The 23297-nt window shown below is 72.4% G+C and carries 11 protein-coding genes; 4 read left to right on the top strand and 7 right to left on the bottom strand.

Features of this window, described 5'->3' with window-relative positions; translation table 11 throughout:
• Positions 1-93: 93 nt before the first annotated feature.
• The 3 genes from ACFXB5_RS40525 to ACFXB5_RS40515 are packed head-to-tail and all read right to left on the bottom strand — an operon-like array spanning position 94 to position 1842.
• A complete protein-coding gene (locus tag ACFXB5_RS40525) occupies positions 94-222 on the bottom strand; it encodes a hypothetical protein (RefSeq protein WP_385218240.1) in 129 nt (42 codons plus the stop codon).
• A 43-nt stretch (positions 223-265) separates the two neighbouring features.
• A complete protein-coding gene (locus tag ACFXB5_RS40520) occupies positions 266-1039 on the bottom strand; it encodes a hypothetical protein (protein WP_385218238.1) in 774 nt (257 codons plus the stop codon).
• Positions 1036-1842 (bottom strand): TauD/TfdA family dioxygenase, encoded by an 807-nt coding sequence (locus tag ACFXB5_RS40515; protein ID WP_385218235.1) that lies wholly within the window; start codon positions 1840-1842, stop codon positions 1036-1038. The genes ACFXB5_RS40520 and ACFXB5_RS40515 overlap by 4 nt, the downstream gene beginning before the upstream one ends.
• A gap of 200 nt (positions 1843-2042) precedes the next feature.
• On the opposite strand from ACFXB5_RS40515, the gene ACFXB5_RS40510 reads away from it, so the two are divergent.
• Both ACFXB5_RS40510 and ACFXB5_RS40505 read left to right on the top strand, forming a co-directional pair.
• Positions 2043-2477, top strand: a complete 435-nt coding sequence (locus tag ACFXB5_RS40510) for an NUDIX domain-containing protein (RefSeq protein ID WP_385218232.1) — start codon at positions 2043-2045, stop codon at positions 2475-2477.
• 32 nt (positions 2478-2509) lie between these two features.
• Positions 2510-3679, top strand: a complete 1170-nt coding sequence (locus tag ACFXB5_RS40505) for a helix-turn-helix domain-containing protein (RefSeq protein WP_385218230.1) — start codon at positions 2510-2512, stop codon at positions 3677-3679.
• A gap of 74 nt (positions 3680-3753) precedes the next feature.
• Here the strand turns inward: ACFXB5_RS40505 and ACFXB5_RS40500 are convergent, their stop codons facing one another.
• The gene (locus tag ACFXB5_RS40500; protein WP_385218227.1) at positions 3754-3963 is read right to left on the bottom strand and encodes a DUF397 domain-containing protein; all 210 of its coding nucleotides are present in this window, start codon (positions 3961-3963) and stop codon (positions 3754-3756) included.
• A complete protein-coding gene (locus ACFXB5_RS40495; RefSeq protein ID WP_385218224.1) occupies positions 3960-4814 on the bottom strand; it encodes a helix-turn-helix domain-containing protein in 855 nt (284 codons plus the stop codon). Before ACFXB5_RS40495 ends, ACFXB5_RS40500 begins: the two co-directional genes overlap by 4 nt.
• An 89-nt stretch (positions 4815-4903) precedes the next feature.
• On the opposite strand from ACFXB5_RS40495, the gene ACFXB5_RS40490 reads away from it, so the two are divergent.
• Entirely contained in the window at positions 4904-5305 is a 402-nt protein-coding gene (locus ACFXB5_RS40490; protein ID WP_385218223.1) for a hypothetical protein, read from the top strand.
• Positions 5305-5520 carry a hypothetical protein gene (locus tag ACFXB5_RS40485; protein ID WP_385218221.1) on the top strand — a complete coding sequence of 72 codons (216 nt, stop codon included), beginning with the start codon at positions 5305-5307 and terminating at the stop codon, positions 5518-5520. The genes ACFXB5_RS40490 and ACFXB5_RS40485 overlap by 1 nt, the downstream gene beginning before the upstream one ends.
• Before the next feature lie 55 nt (positions 5521-5575).
• Here ACFXB5_RS40485 and ACFXB5_RS40480 read toward each other — a convergent pair whose 3' ends face one another.
• Together ACFXB5_RS40480 and ACFXB5_RS40475 are read right to left on the bottom strand one after the other, a co-directional pair.
• Positions 5576-17539, bottom strand: a complete 11964-nt coding sequence (locus tag ACFXB5_RS40480; protein ID WP_385218219.1) for a type I polyketide synthase — start codon at positions 17537-17539, stop codon at positions 5576-5578.
• A 62-nt stretch (positions 17540-17601) separates the two neighbouring features.
• The coding region (locus ACFXB5_RS40475; protein ID WP_385218216.1) for a type I polyketide synthase at positions 17602-23297 on the bottom strand (5696 nt) is incomplete at its 5' end.

Here is a 23297-nt window from a genome sequence, read left to right as displayed (position 1 = left end):
CGGGGGGGGCCCCGGGGGGGGCCCCCCCGCCCCCCCCCCCCCCCACCGGGCGGGGGGCGGGGGGATTTGGCCCCGGCCCGCAGCCAAGGACTGTCAGATGTCGTCGGTCTCGGTCTGCGTGTCCGAGCTGCCCTGCTTCTTGGTGTAGAGCAGGTCCAGGCCCGGAACCTCGCGGATCTCCTGGTTGGCGAACAACCCCTCGAACGGAGTCCTCTGGCGCATGGCAATCACCTTTCTCATCGGGACAGGACGTGTGGTGCGGCCGTCACTCCGCCGGAGTGCCGGAGTCTTTGATCACCGCCATCAGCTCAGGCAGGGCCTCTGCCCGGCGAGCCATGAGGTAGGCGGTGCGGTTCTTGCGCTGGGGGGTGTGGACCAACCCCCAGCCCTGCACGTCGCGGTAGTACGTCATGAGCCGTTCCACGAAGGTGCCACGGCGCACCCACTTGACGCCTTCATGGGCAGCCCGGTCCAGTGCCCACCACGCCATCAGACGGCCGGGCTGGTCCTGTCGGTGGGCGGGGTGGGTGAACGACGTCGCCAGGAAGTACGCGCTCTGGGCCAGTTCCTCGGCGGTCCAGCCCCACTCCGGTGTCGTGGTGAACACAGTGGTGCAGCCGATGACCTGGCCGCCGTCGACGAGAGCCCAGACGGGGAAGTTCGGGTCAGCTGCCTGGGAGGAGATGATGTTCACATCGTCATCGGTCCGGGGCCAATCGGGGACACCGCGCTCCCGCATCCAAGCCATGCGCGCGCACACCATCGCGGCAATCGCTTCCTGATCCTTGGCGGCAGCCGGACGCATCTCGTACACGGCGATCCTCCTGGCTTTCGTGGCTCGTGAGTTCCCTCGGCAAACGGTCCTTCGGCACAGGGTGTCCGGCACCGCGACGATGATCCGGTCGTACGGGGCGTGTTCTGCTACGCCGTTCTCACCGTCCCCGGTGACGATGCGGACCCGGTCCATGACCAGGCCGATGTCGCCCGTCCGTTCATCGACCATCAAGGTCCCTGAGATCAGTCGACGTGTGTCGGTCACGTCCGGCACCTCCTTGTCGTCTTGGCCAGTGGTGCGGCCGAGGGGAGCGGGTTGAAACCCTCGGGGAGAGAGAAGTGGGGCTCGCCGAGTGCGCGGAGGAACTGTCGGTCTCCGGAGAAGCGCGTGCGGGCATGCAGCCAGCGGTGGTTGTCGACCAGGTACCCCTGCCCGGCCTGGAGGGTGATGCGATGCCGGCTGTCGGTGATGGCGCCCCGTAGCCGGGGCAGGTACGGCTGGGCGTTCGGGCTCCACCGGGCCAGGCCGTCCTGGCGCAGCCGTATGGAGATGCGTCCGTCGGCGTGGATGGTGATGACCTGGGTGGCGTGGCCGGTCCCGGAGCCGAAGTACGCGGTCCGGGGCTGGGAGAAGGCGATCGCCGCTTCGCGACAGCTGTGCACAAGCCGGGCGTGGACATCGCGACCGTCGACGAGGAGGACGTCCCCACCAACTGGTGCGGGCCGCAGGCACACCAGGAGCATCAGCCGCGGCGGCCTGGGGATGCCGGACCGCTCGGTGTGTGCTTGCAGATCGCCACTGCCGAGCCCGGCGAAGCCCGCGCGGCGGGAGTGGCTGCCGGTGTCACGGATCAGCGTCAGGCCGTCCGGTGCGCTGTGCGGGTGCGGTGTGACGGCCATCAGCCATGAAGCGAGAGCCAGGATGTTCTGGCGGCTGTACAGTCCATCGACGGTGACGAGGCCGGTCTCACGGAGTTGTGCGGCGATGGTGTCGCTGGCACGCGGGGCACGGATGTTGACGTAGTGGCCCGAAAACAGGGCCACGGGGGCGGCTGCGGCGTGGCGCATCGCCGTACTCCTTTGATCGAGGTCGGTGTGGACAGAGTGGGCAATCGCGTCGCACGGGGTAAAGCGACTGATTGTCGACTCGGGCAATTCGCCCGGCGCGGATGTAGATCGAGTGGGGCGTGCTACGTTCCGAGAGCCCGGTTGCACACCGCAGGACGAGGATCGTCATGACGTACACGCCGCCGCTTTGGCCCGTTTCCGTGAAGGGCGTCACACTGGACGCTCAGGACCGCGTGGTGCTGCTGAAGAACGAGCGCGATGAGTGGGAGTTGCCCGGCGGTCGTCTGGAGATCGGCAGCCCTGATGGAGCGGTGCCGCCGGATGCCAGCCCAGAAGCCGCGCTGGAACGGGAGATCCAGGAGGAGACCGGCTGGGAGGTCAAGGCCGGCCCCCTCATTGACGGCGGTGTATGGATCTACCAGCCCATCCCCGGCCGGAGGGTGCTGATCGTCACTTACGGGTGCATCGTACTGACCCCCGACCGGCGTCCGGTCGTCAGCCATGAGCACAAGCAGCTCGGCATGTTCACCGCCGACGAGGTGCCCGAGCTGAACATGCCCGAGGGCTACAAGCAGGCCATCGCCGCTTGGTACGGCCGCAGGGACGTGGGCTTGGACGACTACGAGCGGATGTAGCGACCGTGGGCGGGGACGAGATCACGCAGCAAGTGGAGAGGAACCGGTTCCCCAGTCCACAGCCCTCGGCTCGGCACGCCCAGTGGCACTGGGCCACCCCGCAGGCCCAGCTCATTCTCGGCACCGGAGACCTGTCGAGCATCCTGCGCTTCTACCGTCGGGTCCATGGCATGAACCAGACCGATCTCGGCGTGCTACTCGGCTACGACAAGACTTACATCTCCGCCCTCGAACTCGGGAAGCGCTCCCTGGACGATGTCGGCTCCCGCCGCCGGATCTGTGACTGTCTGGAACTGCCTCCGCATGTCCTGGGGATCACCGATCCCGCGGACACGGACCACCGGGCGATGCTGCAATTCGGCGAGTCCACCGTCCGGCTCGCCGAGATCGCCCGGCAGTCCGGCCATGCCTCCGAAGCCGTCTCCGAACTGTGGCCGCTCGTCGCCCGGCTCGAAGCCCGCATCGGCGATGGCCATACCGAGCGTGATGTGCTGCATCTGCTCGCCCGAGCCCATGTGGGGCTCGGCGTCGCGCTCGGCAACGTGCTCCCTGAGGAGCGACTGGCCACAGCCGCCCACTGGACTGCCAAAAGCCTGGAGATCGCCGACTACTTCCAGGACCGGGGCATGACCTCGTACGTGCTGCGCATGCACGGCAACGAGCTGCGCAAGGCGAACCTGAAGGGCGCGGCCGTCCAGCGCCTGAGCCGCGCTGTTGCTACGGCACCGGATGACAACGCCCGAGCCGCAGCTCTGCCACTTCTGGCTCGGGCGGCCGGCGCCCTGGGCAACGGCGAAATCTTCGACCGGGCGATGCGGGAGACCGACGACCTGCTCTCCCACGTCGACCACACCAGCCTCTTCAACCCCTTCTCGCTCCACGAGATCCGCCTCCGCGGCCACTTATCCACCGGACGAACGCATACGGCCATGCGGTTGGTGGAGCACAACCCGCTGCCCACGACAGTCGTGGCACCGCAGTGGCGCGTCATCGAGCTGATCACCGTCGCGCACGTCCAACTGCTTGCCGACGACCGCAGCGGCGCCGCTCAATCGCTGGACACCGCGATCCAGGAGGCGGCCATCCAACGACTGCCTCACCAACTTCAGCGCATCGTGCGCACTGCTGGTACCCGGCTGCCCGCCCAGCATGCCGCCGCCTCCCAGTCTCTTGATCAGATACGCGGCGAGATGGCCGCTTAGCCCGCTTCCGCCATACCACGACGACGGCCCCCGGTCCGGGGGCCGATCGCTTCGGTGGCTGGTTGTCGGCTGGGTCAGGTGATGGGGAACTCCCCGCGCCTGACGGCGGAGACGAACGACGACCAGGCGGTCGGCTCGAACGTGAGCGCCTGGCCGTGCGGGTCCTTGCTGTCACGGACGGGGACCACGCCGCGCGAGGCGACGAGGTTGGCGGCGACCTCTATGCAGGCGCCGCCGTTGTTGCTGTACGAAGACTTGAACCAATAGGGGGATTCGGTCGTCATGGGGTGCCCTTCCGCAACTGGCTGATCATGGCTACAGACTGAGCCTGAGAAGGCGCTTCGGCCTGTAGCTGATGGTAGGCCGTCAGTAGGGGCACCACTGAGGTGCTGTCCCGCTCGAAATGGCCCCGCTGGGCGGACTCCGCGTAGGACATGAGCGAACGGTCCGACATCGTCAGGATGTAGAGCGGCAGGTCGAACGGGCGGCGCGTCCCCATGTGGAACGGGGCGATCTGGAGCACGGTGTTCGGCAGCTCGGCGAACTCGACCAGCCGCGCGAACTGGGCGTCCATGACGGCGGGTTCGCCGATGGGCCGACGGATACAGCTTTCGTCCAGCACTACGAAGACCAGCGGCGGGGACGTCCGGACGAGCGCGGCTTGCCGCTCCGCGATGAACGCCACCCGCTCCTGCGCCTGCTCGGCGGTGATCGCCCCTCGCTTGACCGCGCCCTCCGCCAGGACCGTCGCGTACTCCGGCGTCTGGAGCAGACCGGGGATGACGCCCACTTCGTACAGCCGGATCTCCGCTGCCCGGCCCTCGTGCCCCACGTACTCGGGGAAGCCCACCAGCAGGCTGCCGTGGCGGATCTCGCGCCACTCGCGCTCGAACGAATCCGCCGTTCCCTCGGTCCCGAAGGCGCGGTCGATGCTACGCACGAACCGAAGAGTTGGAGGCTTCCGAGCAGTTTCGATGGCCGAAACGTGCACGCTGGAATATCCCGTCCGCTCCGCCAGGTCCTCCTGCGTCCAGCCACGGCCTTCACGCAAGCTGCGCAGGCGGGCCCCGAAGGCGGCCAGCGGACTGCTGTCCGGGTGTAACTCCTTGCGGTTCAAGGGGCGTTCACCATCCATCCGTTCCTATCTGATCAGTTGAATGATTCCCCGCTGAAGGTCACGCTGAACCTCCTTGGTAATCACATCACTACGGAGAGGAGTGGTAGGTGGCCGACGTTGCAAAACCCCCGCGACCGTCCGACCGGTCCGGGGGCGTGACCCTCAACCGCTTGGAGGTTGGTGATCCGGTGACCGCCGACGGACGGGCCGCCCCCGTCCTCTCCCCCGGGTGCGCTCTGTGCGCCACCCCCGGCGACTTCGGGCCCCACAACCCCACCGCGCCGCGTTCGGGCCTGTGCCCCGCGTGCGTCGTGGCCGGGAAGCCCACCCGCGACGGCCTTGAGCAGGCCGTCGTGATCGTCGCCGGACAGACCCTCACGGGAGCCGAAACCCTCGACCTGGCCAGCGGCACACCCGAAGAACTGACCTACCACCTCGGCATGGTGAAACGGAGCCTGCGCAGCCTGCTCCAACTCCTCGCCCCCGTAGCGGGAGAGGAGGACCGCTGATGGCCGACGACCGGCCTGGCCGGGACGAACGGCCGAAGATGACGATGCGCGTCTACACCATGGCGCACAACGGGATCGTCATCACCCGACGCGCGATCGTGGCCGTCCTCGACGGGCAGAAGGGCGACGCCTACTCACTGGGGCAAGCGTGGCCGCCATGCCAGTGCCCCCGCCATCGCGACCACAACAACCCCAACCGATTCAAGCGGTCCTGAGAACAGCTCCGCAGGCGGGCCCGGCCCTTTGAGGGCTCGGGCCCGCGTCCGCCCGTCAGGACAGCCAGTCCGCCACGGTCCGGGCCGTCGTCGCGGCGTGCTCCTCCATCATCGTGAAGTGGTTCCCCGGCACATCGAGCGCGGTGTGCGGGAGCTGCCAGTACGACCGCCAGTCGCCGTCGCGGGACCAGTCGAAGAGCCGGTCGCCGGCCCGGACCAGCAGGGTCGGCGTCTTGACCTCCTTGGGCCGCCACTCCCCGAACAGCCGGAAGTACGCGCCCATGGCCAGCAGCCGGGTGTCGTCCACCGGCACCTGGCCCGCGCTCCGCTCGTCCATCCCGGCGCTCAGCCCGGGCTGGAGGGCGACGGCCGCGTCGCGGTCGTGGGAGTAGATGTCGAGCAGGACGACCGCGTCCGGGAAGACCCCGGTGCTCTCCAGCCGCGCGGCCACCTCATGGGCGAGCAGCCCGCCCGAGGAGTGGCCCAGCAGTACGAACGGCGCCCCGTCGGTCTCCCGCAGCACCGCCTCGGCCTGCGCCTCGACCACCGCCTCCGGGTTGGCCGGAAGCCGCTCCCCGGCGACGAAGCCGGGGTTGCCGAGTGCCCAGACGTTCCGGTGGCCGCGGAATCCGGTGGCGAACCGGGCGTACTGGTGCGGGCCGCCGATCGACAGGATCGAGGAGAAGCACACCAGCGCGGGCCCGGTCTCACCGCGCGAGAGCCGCACCATCGGGGGCGCCTTGTCCAGCTCGGCGGCGCTTCCGAACGAGGGCCGGAACCGCGAGACATCCATCAGCAGGCGGGTGAACTCCTCCTGCTCACCGCGGTGTCCGGCCTCCCGCATCATCGCGCCGAACACGGCCGACGGCTCGGCGCCCGCCGCCTCGTCCCGCGCCGCGTCCGACACCGCGCCGCCCTCGGCGGCCACCGCCCCGGCCAGCCGCGCGAGCAGCTGCCGGGTGACCAGCTCGGGCGTCGGGTGGTCGAACAGCAGCGTCGGGGGCAGCCGCAGCCCGCTCGCGGCGCCCAGCCGGTTGCGCAGCTCCACGGCGGTCAGCGAGTCGAAGCCCTGCTCCAGGAAGCCCCGGGTGGCCCCCACCGCCTCCGCGTCCGCGAAACCGAGGACCGCGGCGGCCTGGCCGCGGACCAGGTCCAGCACGGCCTGCTCGCGCTCCGCCTCGGCCAGCCCGGCCAGCCGCCGCGCCAGCGAGGGGCCGCCGGTGTCGGCCGCCCCGGCGGGGACGGTACGACGCCGGGTCGGGGCCCGGACCAGCCCGCGGAAGACGGCGGGCAGCGCGCCGTCGGCGGCCTGCTCGCGCAGCGGCGCGATGTCCAGGTGCAGCGGTACGAGCACCGCCGCACCGCCCACCGAGCACGCCGTGTCGAACAGCTCCAGACCGTCCCGCGAGGTCAGCGGCGCCATCCCGGAGCGCTCCATGCGGGCCACGTCCGCGTCCGCCATGCCGCCGGTCATCGCGCTGCGCTGCTCCCACAGGCCCCAGGCCAGCGAGAGCGCGGGCAGCCCGGCGGAGCGGCGGTGCGCGGCGAGGGCGTCCAGGAAGGTGTTGGCCGCCGCGTAGTTGGCCTGGCCCGGCGCGCCGAAGATTCCGGCGGCGGACGAGAACACCACGAACGCCTTCAGGCCCAGGTCCAGGGTCAGCTCGTGCAGATTGAGCGCCGCGTCCACCTTCGGCCGGAAGACCGTGTCGATCCGCTCCGGGGTGAGCGCGGGCAGCAGCCCGTCGTCCAGCACCCCGGCGGTGTGTACGACGGCGGCGAGCGGATGCGCCGGATCCACCTCGGCCAGCAGCAGCGACAGCGCCTCGCGGTCGGCCACGTCGCAGGCCGCGACGCTCACCTCGGCTCCCAGCGCGGTCAGTTCGTCGGCCAGCTCGGGCATCCCCTGGGCGCGCTGGCCGCGGCGGCTGTTGAGCAGCAGGTGCCGCACACCGCGCTCGGCCACCAGATGGCGGGCGAGCTGTCCGCCGAGGACACCGGTGGCGCCGGTGATCAGGACCGTGCCGTCCGGGTCGAACTCCGGCAGCCCCTCCGGTGTCCGGTCTCCCTCCTGAGTGGCGACCTCCTGAGTGGCGACCTCCTGAGTGGCGACCCGGGCCAGCCGGGGCGCGTGGAGGGCGCCCGCGCGGACCGCGAGCTGCGGCTCACCGCCGGCCGCGGCCGCCATGAGCGCATCGGCCGAGGTCCCCTCGTGGTCCAGGTCGAGCAGCAGGAAACGGTCCGGGTTCTCGGTCTGCGCGGTGCGGATCAACCCCCATACGGGCGCGTGCGGCAGGTCGTACACCTCGGCGTCGGGGGAGGTGGCGACCGCCCCGCGGGTCACGAACGCCAGCCGCGCCCCGGCCAGGCCCTCCTCCGCGAGCCACGACTGCGCGGTGTCCAGCGCCGCGTGGGTGGCCAGAGCCGCCTGGGTGGCCAGAGCCGCCTGGGTGGCCAGAGCCGCGTGAGTGGCCGGCCGCGCGCCCTCCGCCAGATGGCCGCCACCGCCACCGGTGGGACCGGTGAGCGGGAGCAGGACGACATCCGGCCGGGGGCTGCCCGAGGCCACCACGGCCGCGAGCTCGGTCAGATCGGGGAAGACTGCGCACTCGGCGCCGATGGACTCCAGCGCGTCGATCAACCCGAAGGGGTCCCTGCCGTTCGCGGCGGCCTGCTCGCCGACCAGGGCCCAGCGGACGGCCGCGGGGGCCGCCGAGGGCGATGGCACCGGCGTCCACTCCAGCCGGAACAGCGAGTCGTGGTAGGTCACCTGGGCCGCGCGCAGCTGCTCCGGGGCGATGCGCCGCAGCACCAGGGAGTCCACCGACGCGACCGCGCCGCCGTTCTCGTCCGCGACGGTCAGTGCCACCGTCTCCGGCCCGGCCGGGGCGATCCGTACCCGCAGCGCCGTGGCGCCCGCCGCGTGGAGGGTGACCCCGCTCCAGGAGAACGGCAGCCGGATCCCGTCGGCCCCGGCGCCCAGGAAGTCGCCGAGCGCGACCCCGTGCAGCGCGGCGTCCAGCAGCGCCGGGTGCAGCCCGAACAGCGCGGCGTCGCGGTGCTGCCGCTGGTCCAGGCGCAGTTCGGCGAAGACCTCCTCGCCGCGCCGCCATGCGGCCTGGAGCCCCTGGAACGCCGGGCCGTAGCCGAAGCCGCCCGCCGCGAACCGCTCGTAGAGGTCGTCCACGTCGAGCGCGACGGCCTCCGCGGGCGGCCATACGGACAGGTCCGCTCCGCTGTCGGCCGCGTCGCCGGAGGCGAGCACACCGCCGGCGTGGCGGCTCCAGGTCCCGTCCGGGGCATCGCCCCGGCCCGCGTCCGGCTCCGGGCGGGAGTAGACCTCCAGCTCCCGGCGGCCACTCGCGTCGGGCGCGCCGACGGTCAGCCGCAGCTGGACCCCGCCCCGGGCGGGCAGGATCAGCGGCGCCTCCAGGGTCAGCTCGTCCAGCAGATCGCAGCCGACCTGGTCACCGGCGCGGATCGCCAGCTCCACGAAGGCCGTTCCCGGCAGCAGTACGGTGCCGGACACGGCGTGGTCGGCGAGCCAGGGGTGGGTCTGGAGGGAGAGCCGCCCGGTGAGCAGGAAGCCGTCGGAGTCCGGCAGTTCGACGGCGGCGCCCAGCAGCGGATGCCCGGCGGCGCCGAGACCGGCGGAGGCGACATCGCCCACCGAGAGCGGCACCTCGATCCAGTAGCGCTCGTGCTGGAAGGCGTACGTGGGCAGCTCGACGCGGACCGCGTCCGTCCCCTCGTACACCGCCTCCCAGTCCACGGCCACACCGCGCGTCCACGCCTCGCCCAGCGAGGTGTAGAAGCGGTCCAGGCCGCCCTCGTCGCGGCGCAGCGAGCCGATCGCGGCGGCCTCGCGGCCCGCGTCCTCGGCGGTCTCCTGCACGCCTACGGTGAGGACGGGGTGGGCGCTGGACTCGATGAAGGCTCCGAAGCCCTCGTCCAGCAGGCGGCGGATGGCGCTCTCCAGCTCGACGGTGCGACGGAGGTTGGTGAACCAGTACTCGGCGTCCAGCTCGGAACCGTCGACCCACTCCCCCGTGACGGTGGAGAGGAACGGCACCTGGGCGTTCTTCGGCTGTACGGGCGCGAGCAGCTCCAGGAGTTCCTCGCGGAGGAGTTCGACCTGGGCCGAGTGCGAGGCGTAGTCCACCGGCACCCGCCGCGCCCGCACCTCATCCGCCTCGCAGGACGCGAGCAGCTCGTCCAGCGCCTCGGGCTCGCCCGAAACCACCGCCGAGGAGGGCCCGTTGACAGCCGCGACGGAGATGCGCTCCTCGCCCCAGGCCGCGATCCGCTCCCGTACGTCCGCCACCGGCAGCGCCACCGACACCATGCCGCCTCTGCCCGCCAGCACCCGGCCGATCGCCTGACTGCGCAGCGCCACCACACGGGCGGCGTCCTGGAGCGACAGGATTCCGGCCACGCACGCGGCCGCGATCTCGCCCTGGGAGTGGCCGACGACGGCGGACGGCCGGACGCCCAGCGAACGCCACAGTTCGGCGAGGGACACCATCACGGCGAACAGCACCGGCTGGACCACATCCACGCGCTCCAGCGACGGCGCGCCCTCGGCGCCGCGCAGCACCTCCACCAACGACCAGTCGGTGAACTCCGCGAGCGCGGCGGCGCATTCGTGGATACGGGACGCGAAGACGGGCGAGGCGTCCATCAGCCCCACCGCCATACCGGCCCACTGCGACCCCTGCCCCGGGAACACGAACGCCGTCTTGCCGGCCGTCCCGGTGCCCTGCACCAGTTGGGCCGCCGCCTCGCCCCGGGCGAGTGCGGTCAGGGCGCGGGTGAAGTCCTCGCGGTCCGTGCCGACCAGCACCGCGCGCTGGTCGTGGACGGCGCGGGTGGTGGCCAGGGAGTAGCCGACGTCGGCCGGGCGCGGGCCCGGGTGGGCGTCGAGGTGAGCGTCGAAGTGGGCATCGAAGTGGGCATCGAGGTGGGCCAGCAGCCGCTCGGCCTGGGCGCTCAGCGCCGTCTCGCTCCTGCCGGACAGAATCCACGGCAGCGGACCCGGCTCGGGTGCGGCCGTGTCGGCGGCCGTGGGCCGCTCGGCCGGGGCCTGCTCGATGATGGTGTGCGCGTTGGTGCCGCTGATGCCGAACGAGGACACCGCGGCGCGGCGCGGACGGCCGGTCTCCGGCCACTCCGTCCGGTCGGTGAGCAGCGAGACCGCGCCCGCTGTCCAGTCCACGTGCGGGGACGGCTCATCCACGTGCAGGGTCCTGGGCAGCACGCCGTGCTCGATGGCCTTGACCATCTTGATGATCCCGGCGACACCGGCCGCGGCCTGGGTGTGGCCGAAGTTGGACTTCACCGAGCCCAGCCAGAGCGGTTCGTCCTCGGTGTGCTCCTGGCCGTACGTGGCGAGCAGCGCCTGCGCCTCGATCGGGTCGCCGAGCGTCGTACCGGTGCCGTGTGCTTCGACGACGTCCACCTCTGAGGCGGACAGCCGGGCGTTGGCGAGGGCCTGCCGGATGACGCGCTGCTGGGACGGGCCGTTGGGCGCGGTGAGGCCGTTGGACGCGCCGTCCTGGTTGATGGCCGAACCGCGGACGATCGCGAGGACCGGGTGGCCGTTCTTGCGCGCGTCCGACAGCCGCTCGACCAGCAGCATGCCCACGCCCTCGCCCCAGGCCGTACCGTCGGCCGCGGCGGCGAAGGGCTTGCAGCGGCCGTCCGTCGCGAGGCCGCGCTGCTTGCTGAAGGCCACGAAGGTGCCGGGGGTGGCCATGACGGTGACACCGCCCGCGAGCGCGAGCGAGCATTCGCCGTTGCGCAGCGCCTGCACCGCCATGTGCAGGGTGACCAGCGACGACGAGCACGCCGTATCGACCGTGACCGCCGGGCCCTCAAGGCCGAAGGTGTACGACACCCGGCCCGAGGCGACGCTGCCGGAGCTGGCGGTGCCCATGTAGCCCTCGAGGCCGTCGGGGGCGCGGTGCAGGAGGGTGCCGTAGTCGTTGTACATGACGCCCGTGTAGACACCGGTCCGGCTGCCGCGCACCGTCGCCGGGTCGATCCCGGCCCGCTCGAACGCCTCCCAGGTGGTCTCCAGCAGCAGCCGCTGTTGCGGGTCCATCGCGAGCGCCTCACGCGGCGAGATCCCGAAGAAGACGGGGTCGAAGTGGTGGGCGTCGTGGAGGAATCCGCCGTTGCGGGCGTAGCTGGTGCCCTGCTGGTCGGGGTCGTCGTCGTAGAGCGACTCGATGTCCCAGCCGCGGTCGGTGGGCATGTCGGTGATGGCGTCCGCGCCGTCGGTGACCAGCTTCCACAGGTCCTCGGGCGAGGTCACCCCGCCGGGGAAACGGCAGCTCATCGCCACGATCGCGATCGGGTCGTCGTCGTGTGCGGTGGCGGCGGCCACGGGCGCCGCCGCGTCCTCCTGGCTGCCCTGGGCCTCGGCCCGCAGATACGCGGCGAGGGCGGCGGGGGTCGGATAGTCGAAGATCAGCGTGGCGGGCAGCCGGACGCCGCTGACCGCGGTCAGGCGGTTGCGCAGTTCCACGGCGGTGAGCGAGTCGAAGCCGACCTCGCTGAACGCGCGCTGGGGCTCGACCGCTTCGGGCCCGGCGTAGCCGAGCACGGCCGCCACCTGCGTACGGACCAGGCCGAGGACGATGGCCTCGGCCTCGGCGTCGGACGCCGCCCCGGCAAGCTGCTGGGCGAGCGCGCCGGACCGCGCCGCGGCGGCGGCCTGGGCCGCGCGGCGGGGCGGGACGCGGACGAGTCCGCGGAAGAGCGGCGGCAGCATTCCGGCGCTTGCCTGTGCCCGGAGGGCGGCCAGGTCGAGGGGCATGGGGACCAACAGCGCGTCGTCCGCGGCGTTCGCCAGGTCGAACAGCTCTCGGCCCTGGTCGGCGGTGATGGCGGCGATGCCACCGCGCCGGAGACGGGCGAGTTCCGCCTCGTCCAGGTCTCCGGCCATGCCGCCGGGCTCGGCCCACAGGCCCCAGGCCAGGGAGGTGGCGGGCAGGCCGTCCGCGCGGCGGTGCTGGGCGAGGGCGTCCAGGAAGGCGTTGGCCGCCGCGTAGTTGCCCTGGCCGGCGCCGCCGAAGACGCCTGCGGCCGAGCTGAACAGGATGAACGCGGACAGGTCCGCGTCCCGCGTCAGCTCGTGCAGGTTCCAGGCCGCGTCCGCCTTGGGGCGGAGGACGGTGGTGAGCCGGTCCGGGGTGAGGGACGCGATCACGCCGTCGTCCAGGACGCCCGCGGTGTGCACGACGGCGGTGAGGGGGTGCTCGGCCGGGATCGCGGCGAGGGTCGCGGCGAGGGCGTCCCGGTCCGCTACGTCGCAGGCCGCCCAGTGGGCTTCGGCGCCCAGCTGGGCCAGTTCGGCGGTGAGTTCGGCCGCGCCGGGGGCGCTTTCGCCGCGGCGGCTGACCAGGAGGAGGTGGCGTACGCCGCGGTCGGTTACGAGGTGGCGGGCGAAGAGGGTGCCCAGGGTGCCGGATGCGCCGGTGAGGAGGACTGTGCCGTTGGGGTTCCACTCCGTGGCCTGGTCCTGCTCCGGCGCGGTGGCGCGGGCCAGGCGGGGGGCCTTGACCGTGCCTTCGCGCACCGCGAGTTCCTGCTCGCCGGATGCGAGGGCGGTGGGCAGGGCTTCGAGGGCTTCGAAGGCTTCGAGGGCTTCGAGGGAGTCCGGGTGGGTGTCGGTGTCCACCAGGATGATGCGGCCCGGGTTCTCCGACTGGGCGGAGCGGATGAGGCCGTGGGCGGCGGTGTGGGCGAGGTTGGTGCCGTCCGTGAGGATGACGAGGCGGGTGTCGGTGAAGTGGGCTTCGGCCAGCCAGGTTTGGAGGAGGTTGAGGGCTTGGGTGGTGGTGTGGTGTGCGGCTTCGGTGGGGTTTTCCCCTATCCCGCCCCTTCCCGTAACCATGGGCTCCGCCCCTGGACCCCGGTCCTCAAACGCCGGACGGGCTGGAGATGCCGCGTCAGCCGAAGGCTCCGCCCCCGAGACCCGGCCCTCAATCCCCGGACGGGCTGGAGATGCCGCGTCAGCCGAAGGCTCCGCCCCCGAGACCCGGCCCTCAAACGCCGGACGGGCTTGAAGTGCCGCGTCGGCTGGAGATGCCGCGCTCGGGCGCCCTTCGGGCGTGTCCTCAATCGCCGGACGGGCCTGATTTTGCGCACTGTCCGACGCCAGAGGTGCGGCCAGGGACACCACCACGTATTCCGGCAGCGGGGTTCCGGAATTGACGGCCTTGGAGAGTGCTGCCAGGTCCGGGTAGGGGGTGTTGGGACCTATCGCCGTCCAGTCGTTCTGGGACACCGGCTCGGGTGTTGCCGGGATCGGGGTCCAGTCCACCTTGAACAGGGCGTCGGGGGCGGTGCCCGGGGTGGTCAGCTGGTCCTGGGAGACCGTGCGGAGGGCCAGGCGGTCGACCGTGGCCACCGGGGTGCCCGTCACGTCCGCGAGTTGGAGGGACACCGTGCCGTTTCCGGCCGGTGACAGGCGGACGCGTACCGTGTCCGCGCCCACCGAGTGGATGCGGACGCCGGTCCAGGAGAAGGGGAGTCCGCCCTGGCCCGGGTTCTCGGTCAGGTCGCTGAGGCCGATGGTGTGCAGGACGGCGTCCAGCAGGGCCGGGTGGAGGCCGAAGAGGGTGGCGCCGGGTTCGGTGTCCTCGGGGAGGGCGACCTCGGCGTAGACCTCGCCGTCGCCCCGCCAGGCGGCGCGCAGGCCCTGGAAGACCGGGCCGTAGCCGAAGCCCGCCTCGGCCAGGCCCTCGTACAGACCGTCGGTCTCGATGCGCTCCGTCCCGGCGGGCGGCCAGGCGCTCAGGTCGAACGACGGGGACGCGGGGGCGCTCTCCGCGAGGACGCCGGTCGCGTGCCGCAGCCACGGCTCGTCGTCTCCGGCCTCCTCGGGGCGGGAGTGGAGGGCGAGGGCGCGGCGGCCGGTGTCGTCCTGGGCGCCCACGGCGATCTGGAGCTGCACCCCGCCCCGCTCGGGCAGGATCAGCGGGGCCTCCAGGGTGAGCTCCTCGACCAGATCGCATCCGGCCTGCTCACCGGCGCGCACCGCCAGTTCCACGAACGCGGTGCCGGGCAGCAGCACCGCGCCCATGACGGCGTGGTCGGCCAGCCACGGATGGGTGTCCAGCGCGAGCCGCCCGGTGAAGAGGAAGCCCTCCGCGTCGGCCAGGGAGACGGCCGTACCGAGCAGCGGATGGTCGGCGGTGCCGAGGCCGACGGAGGAGACGTCGCCGTAGGCGGTGCCCGCGTCCAGCCAGTAGTGCTCGCGCTGGAAGGCGTATGTGGGCAGTTCGACGCGCTCGGCGCCGGTGCCCGCGTAGTACGCCGCCCAGTCGGGGGCCGTGCCCCGGGTGTGCAGGGTGGCCAGGGCGGTGGTCAGGGTCTCGGCCTCGGGGCGGCCGGACCGCAGGGCGGGGGCGAACGCCACGTGCTCGGACTCGCCCGCCAGACACTCCTGGCCGAGCGCGGACAGCACACCGTCCGGGCCGAGTTCGAGGTAGGTGGTGACGCCCTGCGCCTCCATCGCGCGCATGCCGTCGAGGAAGCGCACGGCCTCGCGGACATGGCGCACCCAGAAGTCGGCGGTGGCGATCTCAGCGGCGGGTGCGATGCCGCCGGTGAGGTTGGAGACCACCGGGATCTTCGGGGCCTCGTACGTCAGGCTCTCCGCGACCTTGCGGAACGGCTCCAGCATCGGGTCCATCAGCGGCGAGTGGAACGCGTGGCTGACGGTGAGGCGCTTGGTCTTACGGCCCTGCGCCTCGAAACCGGAAGCGATCTCCAGAGCCGCGTCCGCGTCGCCCGCGATGACCACCGACGTCGGGCCGTTGAGCGCGGCGATGGACACCCGGTCGGTGAGCAGCGGCGCCACCTCGTCCTCGGACGCCTGGACGGCGATCATCGCGCCGCCACCCGGCAGCCGCTGCATGAGGCGGCCCCGGGCCGCCACCAGCAGGGCGGCGGCGTCGAGCGAGAGGACCCCCGCGACATGCGCGGCGGCGATCTCGCCGATGGAGTGGCCGGAGACCACGTCCGGCTTCAGGCCCCAGGATTCGACGAGGCGGAAGAGGGCCACCTCGACCGCGAACAGCGCGGGCTGGGTGAAGCCGGTCCGGTCGAGCGTGGCGGCGTCGTCCCCGAACAGCACGTCCTTCAGCGGCCGTTCGAGGCGCGGGTCGAGCGCGGCGCACACCGCGTCGAGCGCCTCCGCGAACGCCGGGTAGGTCTCGTAGAGCTCGCGGCCCATGCCGAGGCGCTGGCTGCCCTGGCCGGTGAAGAGGAACGCCAGCTTGCCCCGGGTCTCCACGCCCTGGACCACCCCGGCGGCGGGCTCACCGGAGGCGAGCGCGGCGAGGCGGTCGAGGAAGGTGGCGCGGTCACCGGCGATGACGGCCGCGCGGTTCTCCAGGGCGGCGCGGGTGGTGGCCAGGGAGTGGCCGAGGGACACCGGGTCAAGATCGGGGCGTTCGGCCACATAGGCGTGGAGCCGGGCGGCCTGGGCGCGCAGCGCGTCCTCGCCCTTGCCGGAGACCAGCCACGGCAGGAGGGGGAGGGTGCGGGGCGCCGCCGTCTCTTCTGAGGGCGCCGCCATCCCTTCGGCGGGGGCCTCCGCGGTCTCCTCCTCGCCCTCGGGGTCCTCCGCCGGGGGCTGCTCGACGATCAGGTGGGCGTTGGTGCCGCTGATGCCGAACGACGACACGGCGGCGCGGCGCGGACGGCCGGTCTCCGGCCACGGCCGGCCCTCGGTCAGCAGCGAGACGGCCCCGGCCGACCAGTCGATGTGCGGCGACGGCTCGTCGATGTGCAGGGACTTGGGCACATAGCCGTGCTCGATCGCCTTGACCATCTTGATGATCCCGGCGACACCGGCGGCGGCCTGGGTGTGGCCGACGTTGGACTTGATGGAGCCCAGCAGCAGCGGCCGTTCGGCGGGCTTCTCCTTGCCGTACGTGGCGAGCAGCGCCTGCGCCTCGATCGGGTCGCCCAGCGTCGTACCCGTGCCGTGCGCCTCGACCACGTCGATCTGGTCGGCCGTCAGCCGGGCGCTGGCGAGCGCCTGGCGGATGACGCGCTGCTGGGACGGGCCGTTGGGCGCGGTCAGACCGTTGGACGCGCCGTCCTGGTTGATGGCCGAGCCACGGACGACGGCCAGCACCTTGTGGCCGTTCTTTCGCGCGTCCGACAGCCGCTCCACCAGCAGCATGCCCGCGCCCTCGGACCAGCCGGTGCCGTCGGCGGACGCCGCGAAGGACTTGCAGCGGCCGTCGAAGGACAGCCCGCGCTGGCGGCTGAACTCGGTGAACGTGCCGGGCGTCGACATCACGGTGACACCGCCCGCCAGCGCCAGTGAGCACTCGCCATTGCGCAGCGCCTGCATGGCCAGGTGCAGGGTCACCAGAGACGAGGAACACGCCGTGTCGACCGTGAGCGCCGGGCCCTCCAGGCCGAAGGTGTACGCCACCCGGCCGGAGGCGATGCTGCTGGAGCCGCCGGTGCCGAGATAGCCCTCGACACCGGGCGGCACGGCGCGCAGCCGCGAGGCGTAGTCGTGGTACATGACGCCCGCGAAGACACCGGTACGGGTGCCGCGCACGGAGGTGGCGTCGATGCCCGCCCGCTCGAACACCTCCCAGGTGGTCTCCAACAGCAGCCGCTGCTGCGGGTCCATCGCGAGCGCCTCGCGCGGATTGATGCCGAAGAACGCCGGGTCGAAATAGTTGGCGTCGTGGAGGAAACCGCCCTCCCGGACATAGCTCGTGCCCGCGCCGTCCGGATTGTCGTCGAAGAGCCGCCCGATGTCCCAGCCACGGTCGGTGGGGAACTCGGAAATGCCGTCCCCGCCCTCGGACACCAGCCGCCACAGGTCCTCGGGCGAGCTGACCCCGCCCGGGTAGCGGCAGCTCATGCCGACGATCGCGATGGGCTCCTGGTCCTCCGACTCCACCTCCTGCAGGCGGCGCCGGGTCTCATGCAGGTCGGCGGTCACCCGCTTGAGAAAGTAGCGGAGCTTTTCCTCATTCATACGTGCGTTTCCCTCTCGAGGAATCCGGAAGGCCTTGTCACTTCACGCCGGCTACGGTCACTTCAGGAGATCCCGAATTCCTTGCCGATGAAGTCGAAGAGGTCGTCGTCCGTGGCGGACTCCAGCTCCTCGGCGACTCCGGCGCCGTCTTCCGGTCCTCGGTCGTCGTTCCATTGCGCGAGCAGTGCCTGCAGCCGCGCGGTGATCCTGCTCCGGCCCTCGTCGTCCGTGGCGGCTCCGGCCAGGGACTTCTCCAGCCCGTCGAGCTCCGCGAGCAGCGAGGTGACCGCCGTCGCGTCGTCCGGCAGGATCTCGCCACGCAGATACTCGACCAGTGCGTTGGGCGTCGGGTAGTCGAAGACCAGCGTCGCCGGGAGGCGGACTCCGGTCGTCGCGTTGAGACGGTTACGGAGCTCGACCGCGGTCAGCGAGTCGAAGCCGACCTCGCTGAACGAGCGGGCCGGGTCCACCGTCTCCGGGCCCGGGTAGCCGAGGACGGCCGCCACCTGGGTGCACACCAGCTCCAGCAGCACCTCCTCGCGCTCGGGCTCGGAGAGCCCGGCGAGCCGCTCGCGCAGCGCCTCGGCACCGGCCGCGGCGGCCGCCGCGGACTCCGCCGCGCGGCGCGCGGGGGCCCGGACCAGGCCGCGGAAGAGCGCGGGCAGCATGCCGCTCCCCGCCTGTGCCCTGAGGGCGGCCATGTCGAGCGGCAGCGGTACGAGGAGGGCCTCGTCCGAGCCCTGTGCGACGCTCTGCGCGGCGTCGAACAGCTCCAGGCCGCTCTCGGCCGTGAGCACCCCGACCCCGCCGCGCCGGATGCGGGCGATCTCGGCCTCGTCCAGCTCACCGCCCATGCCTCCGGCCACCGACCACAGGCCCCAGGCGAGGGAGGTGGCGGGCAGGCCGCCGGCGCGGCGGTGCTGGGCGAGGGCGTCCAGGAAGGCGTTGGCCGCCGCGTAGTTGCCCTGGCCGGGGCCACCGAAGACGCCTGCGGCCGAGCTGAACAGGATGAACGCGGACAGGTCCGCGCCCTGCGTCAGCTCGTGGAGGTTCCACGCCGCGTGTGCCTTCGGGCGGGCCACGGTGGCCAAGCGCTCGGGGGTGAGCGAGCCGATCACTCCGTCGTCCAGGACGCCCGCGGTGTGGATCACGGCGGTGAGGGGGTGCTCGGCTGGGATGTCGGCGAGGGTCGCGGCGAGGGCGTTTCGGTCGGCCGCGTCGCAGGCTGCCCAGTGTGCTTCCGCGCCCAACTCGCTTAGTTCGGTGGTGAGTTCGGCGGCGCCGGGGGCGTTTTCGCCGCGACGGCTGAGCAGGAGGAGGTGGCGTACGCCGTGCTCGGCCACCATGTGGCGCGCGAAGAGCGCGCCCAGCGTGCCACTGGCACCGGTGACCAGGACCGTGCCCTCAGGGTCGAACGCCGGGGTCTCCTGGTCCGCCGCCACGGTGGCCCGTGCCAGCCTTGGCGCCCGGGGGGCGCCGTCGCGGAGGGCGATTTGGGGTTCGCCCGTTGCCAGGGCGGTGGCCATGGCGTCTTGTGGCTTGCCCTTGCCGTCGGTGTCCACCAGGACGATGCGGTCCGGGTTTTCCGCCTGGGCGGAGCGGGCCAGGCCCCAGATGGCGGCTTGGGCCGGGTCGGGGGCGGGGGCGTCCGTGCCGGTGCTTACGGCTCCTGAGGTGAGGATGACCAGGCGGGCGTCTGCGAAGCGGTCGTCGGTCAGCCACTGCTGCAGCAGGGTCAGTGCTTGGGCGGTGGCTCGGTGCGCCGTGTCGGCCGGTGAGGGGGTTTCCCCAATCCCGCCCCTTCCCGCAGCATCGATATGCGGCTCCGCCGCGTGGCTGGGCTCCGCCCCAGGACCCCGGTCCTCAAGCGCCGGACGGGCTTGAAGTGCCGCATCGTCCGAAGGCTCCGCCCCCGAGCCCCGGTCCTCGAGCGCCTGACGGGCTGGAGATGCCGCACCGTGCGAGTGCGGGCCCGGGCGCCCTTCGGGCGTGTCCTCAATCGCCGGACGGGCTTGATTCGCCTGACCCTGGGCTGCCAGGTCAGCCACGACGTATTCCGGGAGCTGCGTGCCGGAGGCGACCGCCTCTGCCAGCTTGTCCAGATCCGCGTAGGTCTGGAGGCCCAAGGTGTCGGGGCCTACTGCCGCCCAGTGGTTGGGGGTCACCTCGGTGGACTGGGCCGGTACCGGGAGCCAGTCCAGGCGGAAGAGGGAGTCGGAGGGGCTCCCGGGGCGGGCTGCGCCCAGCTGGTCCGGGGAGATCGAGCGGAGGGCCAGGCCCTCTACCGATGCCACCGGGGCGCCCGTCACGTCCGCGAGCTGGAGCGACACCGTGCCCGTTGTCGTGCCTGCGACCCGCACGCGTAGGGCCGAGGCGCCCACCGCGTGCAGGGATACTCCGGTCCAGGAGAAGGGCAGGCGACCCTGGCCGTTGCCCTCTTCGGCTGCGGCCAGACCGAGTGCGTGCAGGGCCGCGTCCAGCAGCGCCGGATGCAGCCCGAACGCGCCCGCGTCGGACTTGCGGTCCTCCGGCAGGCGTACCTCGGCGAACACCTCGTCGCCGCGTCGCCAGGCGGCCGTCAGGCCCTGGAAGACCGGGCCGTAGGCGAAGCCCGCCTCGGCCAGGCCCTCGTACAGGCCGTCAGTGTCGATGCGCTCCGCCTCGGCGGGCGGCCAGGCGCTCAGATCGAACGGACTCTCCACCGTGCCCGCCGCCAAGGCGCCCGTGGCGTGGCGCAGCCACGGTTCGTCCGTCGGGGCGCCCTCGGCACGGGAGTGCAGGGTCAGCGCGCGGCGGCCGGTGTCGTCGGGGGCGGTGAGGGAGAGTCGGAGTTGGATGGCGCCCTGGTCGGGGACGATCAGGGGGGCTTCCAGGGTGAGTTCGTCGAGGCGGTCGCAGCCCGCGTGGTCCCCGGCGCGCAGGGCCAGTTCCACGAAGGCGGTGCCGGGCAGCAGCACCGTGCCCATGACGGCGTGGTCGGCCAGCCAGGGCTGGGTCTGGAGGGAGAGCCGTCCGGTGAAGGCGATGCCGTCCGAGTCGGGCAGTTCCACGGCGGCGCCCAGCAGCGGGTGGCCCGCCGCGTGCAGGCCGATCGCGGTGGCGTCGCCGCCGACCGGTCCGGCGTCCAGCCAGAACGAGCGGCGCTGGAAGGCGTACGTCGGCAGATCGACCAGCCGCGGGCCGTACGGGGCGTACAGCGGACCGAAGTCCACGGCGGCGCCCCGGACATGGGCGGTGCCGATCGCCGTGAGCAGCGTCTCGGCCTCGGGGCGGCCCTTGCGCAGCACGGCGGCGAACCCGGCGTCGGACGCGGGGTCGGTCACGCAGTCCTGGGCCATGGCGGTCAGGACGCCGTCGGGGCCGAGCTCGAGGTACGTGGAGACGTTCTGCGCCTCCAGGGTCCGTACCCCGTCCAGGAAGCGGACGGCCTCGCGGACGTGGCGCACCCAGAAGTCAGCCGTCATGATCTCCTCGGCGGAGACCACGGCACCGGTCAGGTTGGACACGATCGGGATGCGCGGGGGCTGGTACATCACCTCGTGCGCCACCTCGCGGAAGGCGTCCAGCATGCCGTCCATGTGGGGCGAGTGGAACGCGTGGCTGACGGTGAGCCGCTTGGTCTTGCGGCCCTCCGCCTCGAAGGCCGCCGCGATCTCCAGTGCCGCGTCCTCGTCGCCCGCGACCACGACCGAGGTCGGGCCGTTGACGGCGGCGATGCTCACGCGCTTGCCGAGCCGCGGGGTCACCTCGTCCTCGGACGCCTGGACGGCGATCATCGCGCCACCGGCGGGCAGCCGCTGCATCAGCCGGCCACGGGCGGCCACCAGCTTCGCCGCGTCGGCCAGCGAGAGCACACCGGCGACATGGGCCGCCGCCAGTTCGCCGATGGAGTGGCCGGAGAGGAAGTCCGGCTTCACACCCCACGCCTCGACCAGGCGGAACAGCGCCACCTCGATCGCGAACAGGGCGGGCTGGGTAAAGCCGGTCCGGTCCAGCAGCTCCGCGTCGTCCCCGAACATCACCGTCTTCAGCGGTCGTTCGAGATGCGGGTCCAGTTCGTCGCAGACGGCGTCGAACGACTCCGCGAACGCCGGGTAGGCGTCGTAGAGCTCGCGGCCCATGCCGAGCCGCTGGCTGCCCTGCCCGGTGAACAGAACGGCCAGCTTGCCGCCCTCGGCCACCGCGCCCTCGACCAGCCCGGTCGTGATGCGGCCCTCGGCGAGGGCGTCGAGACCGGCCAGGAAGGCGTCCCGGTCCCGGGCGACGAGGGCCGCCCGGTGCTCGAACGGCACCCGGGAGGTGGCCAGGGAGTGGCCGAGGTCGGCCAGGGACAGCTCGGGGCGGTCGGCCACATGGGCGCGGAGCCGGGCCCCCTGGGCGCGCAGCCCCTCGGGGGTCTTGGCGGACAGCGCCCACGGCAGCGCCCGCGGCAGCACGGACGGCTCACCCGGCGGGAGCGCGGAAGCCTCGGCCGCCTCGGGCTCCGGCACCTGCTCGATGATGGTGTGCGCGTTGGTGCCGCTCATGCCGAAGGACGAAATACCGGCCCGGCGCGGACGCCCGGTCTCCGGCCACTCCCGCGCCTCGCTCAGCAGCGACACCGCACCCGCCGCCCAGTCCACATGCGGCGACGGCTCATCGATGTGCAGCGACTTCGGCAGCACTCCGTGCCGCATCGCCTGCACCATCTTGATGATGCCCGCGACACCGGCCGCGGCCTGCGTATGGCCGAAGTTGGACTTGATCGAGCCCAGCCACAGCGGCTGCTCGGGAGACTTCTCCTTGCCGTACGTGGCCAGCAGGGCCTGCGCCTCGATCGGGTCGCCCAGCGTCGTACCCGTACCGTGCGCCTCCACCGCGTCCACATCACCAGCCGTCAGACCCGCGTTCGCCAGCGCCTGCCGAATCACCCGCTGCTGCGACGGCCCGTTCGGCGCCGTCAGACCATTGGACGCGCCGTCCTGGTTGACCGCCGTGCCCCGCACGACCGCCAGCACCTTGTGGCCGTTGCGCCGGGCGTCCGACAGCCGCTCCACCAGCAGCATGCCCACGCCCTCCCCCCAGGCCGTGCCGTCGGCGGCCGCGGCGAACGGCTTGCAGCGGCCGTTCCTGGCCAGGCCGCGCTGGCGGCTGAACTCGGTGAAGACGTCGGGGGTGGTGATGATGGTGACACCGCCCGCGAGCGCCATCGTGCACTCGCCGTTGCGCAGCGCCTGCGCCGCCAGATGCAGCGCCACCAGCGACGACGAACACGCCGTGTCGACGGTGACGGCCGGGCCCTCGAAGCCGAAGGTGTACGCCACCCGGCCGGAGGCGATGCTGCTGGAGCCGCCGGTGCCGAGGTAGCCCTCGACACCCTCCGGGACGGTGTGCAGCCGGGACACGTAGTCGTTGTGCATCTGGCCGACGAACACGCCGACCTGCTTGCCGCGCAGCGCACCCGGGTCGAGGCCCGCCCGCTCGAAGGACTCCCAGGAGGTCTCCAGCAGCAGCCGCTGCTGGGGGTCCATGGCGAGCGCCTCGCGCGGGTTGATGCCGAAGAAGGCCGGGTCGAAGTGGTGGGCGTCGTAGTAGAAGCCGCCCTCGCGGGCGTACGAGGTGCCGGGCCGGTCCGGGTCCGGGTCGTAGAACGCCTCGAGGTCCCAGCCCCGGTCCTCCGGCAGCCGGTCGATGCCGTCCCGGCCCTCGGCCAGCAGCTCCCACAGGTCCTCGGGGGTGCGCACATCCCCGGGGAAGCGGCAGCTCATCGCGATGATGG

The sequence above is a fragment of the Streptomyces sp. NPDC059455 genome, assembly GCF_042750115.1.
In the GTDB taxonomy this organism is placed as follows: domain Bacteria; phylum Actinomycetota; class Actinomycetes; order Streptomycetales; family Streptomycetaceae; genus Streptomyces; species Streptomyces endocoffeicus.
This window is presented reverse-complemented; position numbering and strand designations above follow the sequence as displayed.

Bases quoted from the DNA above. Each gene is read 5' to 3' on its own strand.
- ACFXB5_RS40495 (WP_385218224.1), bottom strand. From the start codon at position 4,814: ATGGATGGTGAACGCCCCTTGAACCGCAAGGAGTTACACCCGGACAGC.
- ACFXB5_RS40525 (WP_385218240.1), bottom strand. From the start codon at position 222: ATGCGCCAGAGGACTCCGTTCGAGGGGTTGTTCGCCAACCAGGAGATC.
- ACFXB5_RS40485 (WP_385218221.1), top strand. From the start codon at position 5,305: ATGGCCGACGACCGGCCTGGCCGGGACGAACGGCCGAAGATGACGATG.
- ACFXB5_RS40515 (WP_385218235.1), bottom strand. From the start codon at position 1,842: ATGCGCCACGCCGCAGCCGCCCCCGTGGCCCTGTTTTCGGGCCACTAC.
- ACFXB5_RS40480 (WP_385218219.1), bottom strand. From the start codon at position 17,539: ATGAATGAGGAAAAGCTCCGCTACTTTCTCAAGCGGGTGACCGCCGAC.
- ACFXB5_RS40500 (WP_385218227.1), bottom strand. From the start codon at position 3,963: ATGACGACCGAATCCCCCTATTGGTTCAAGTCTTCGTACAGCAACAAC.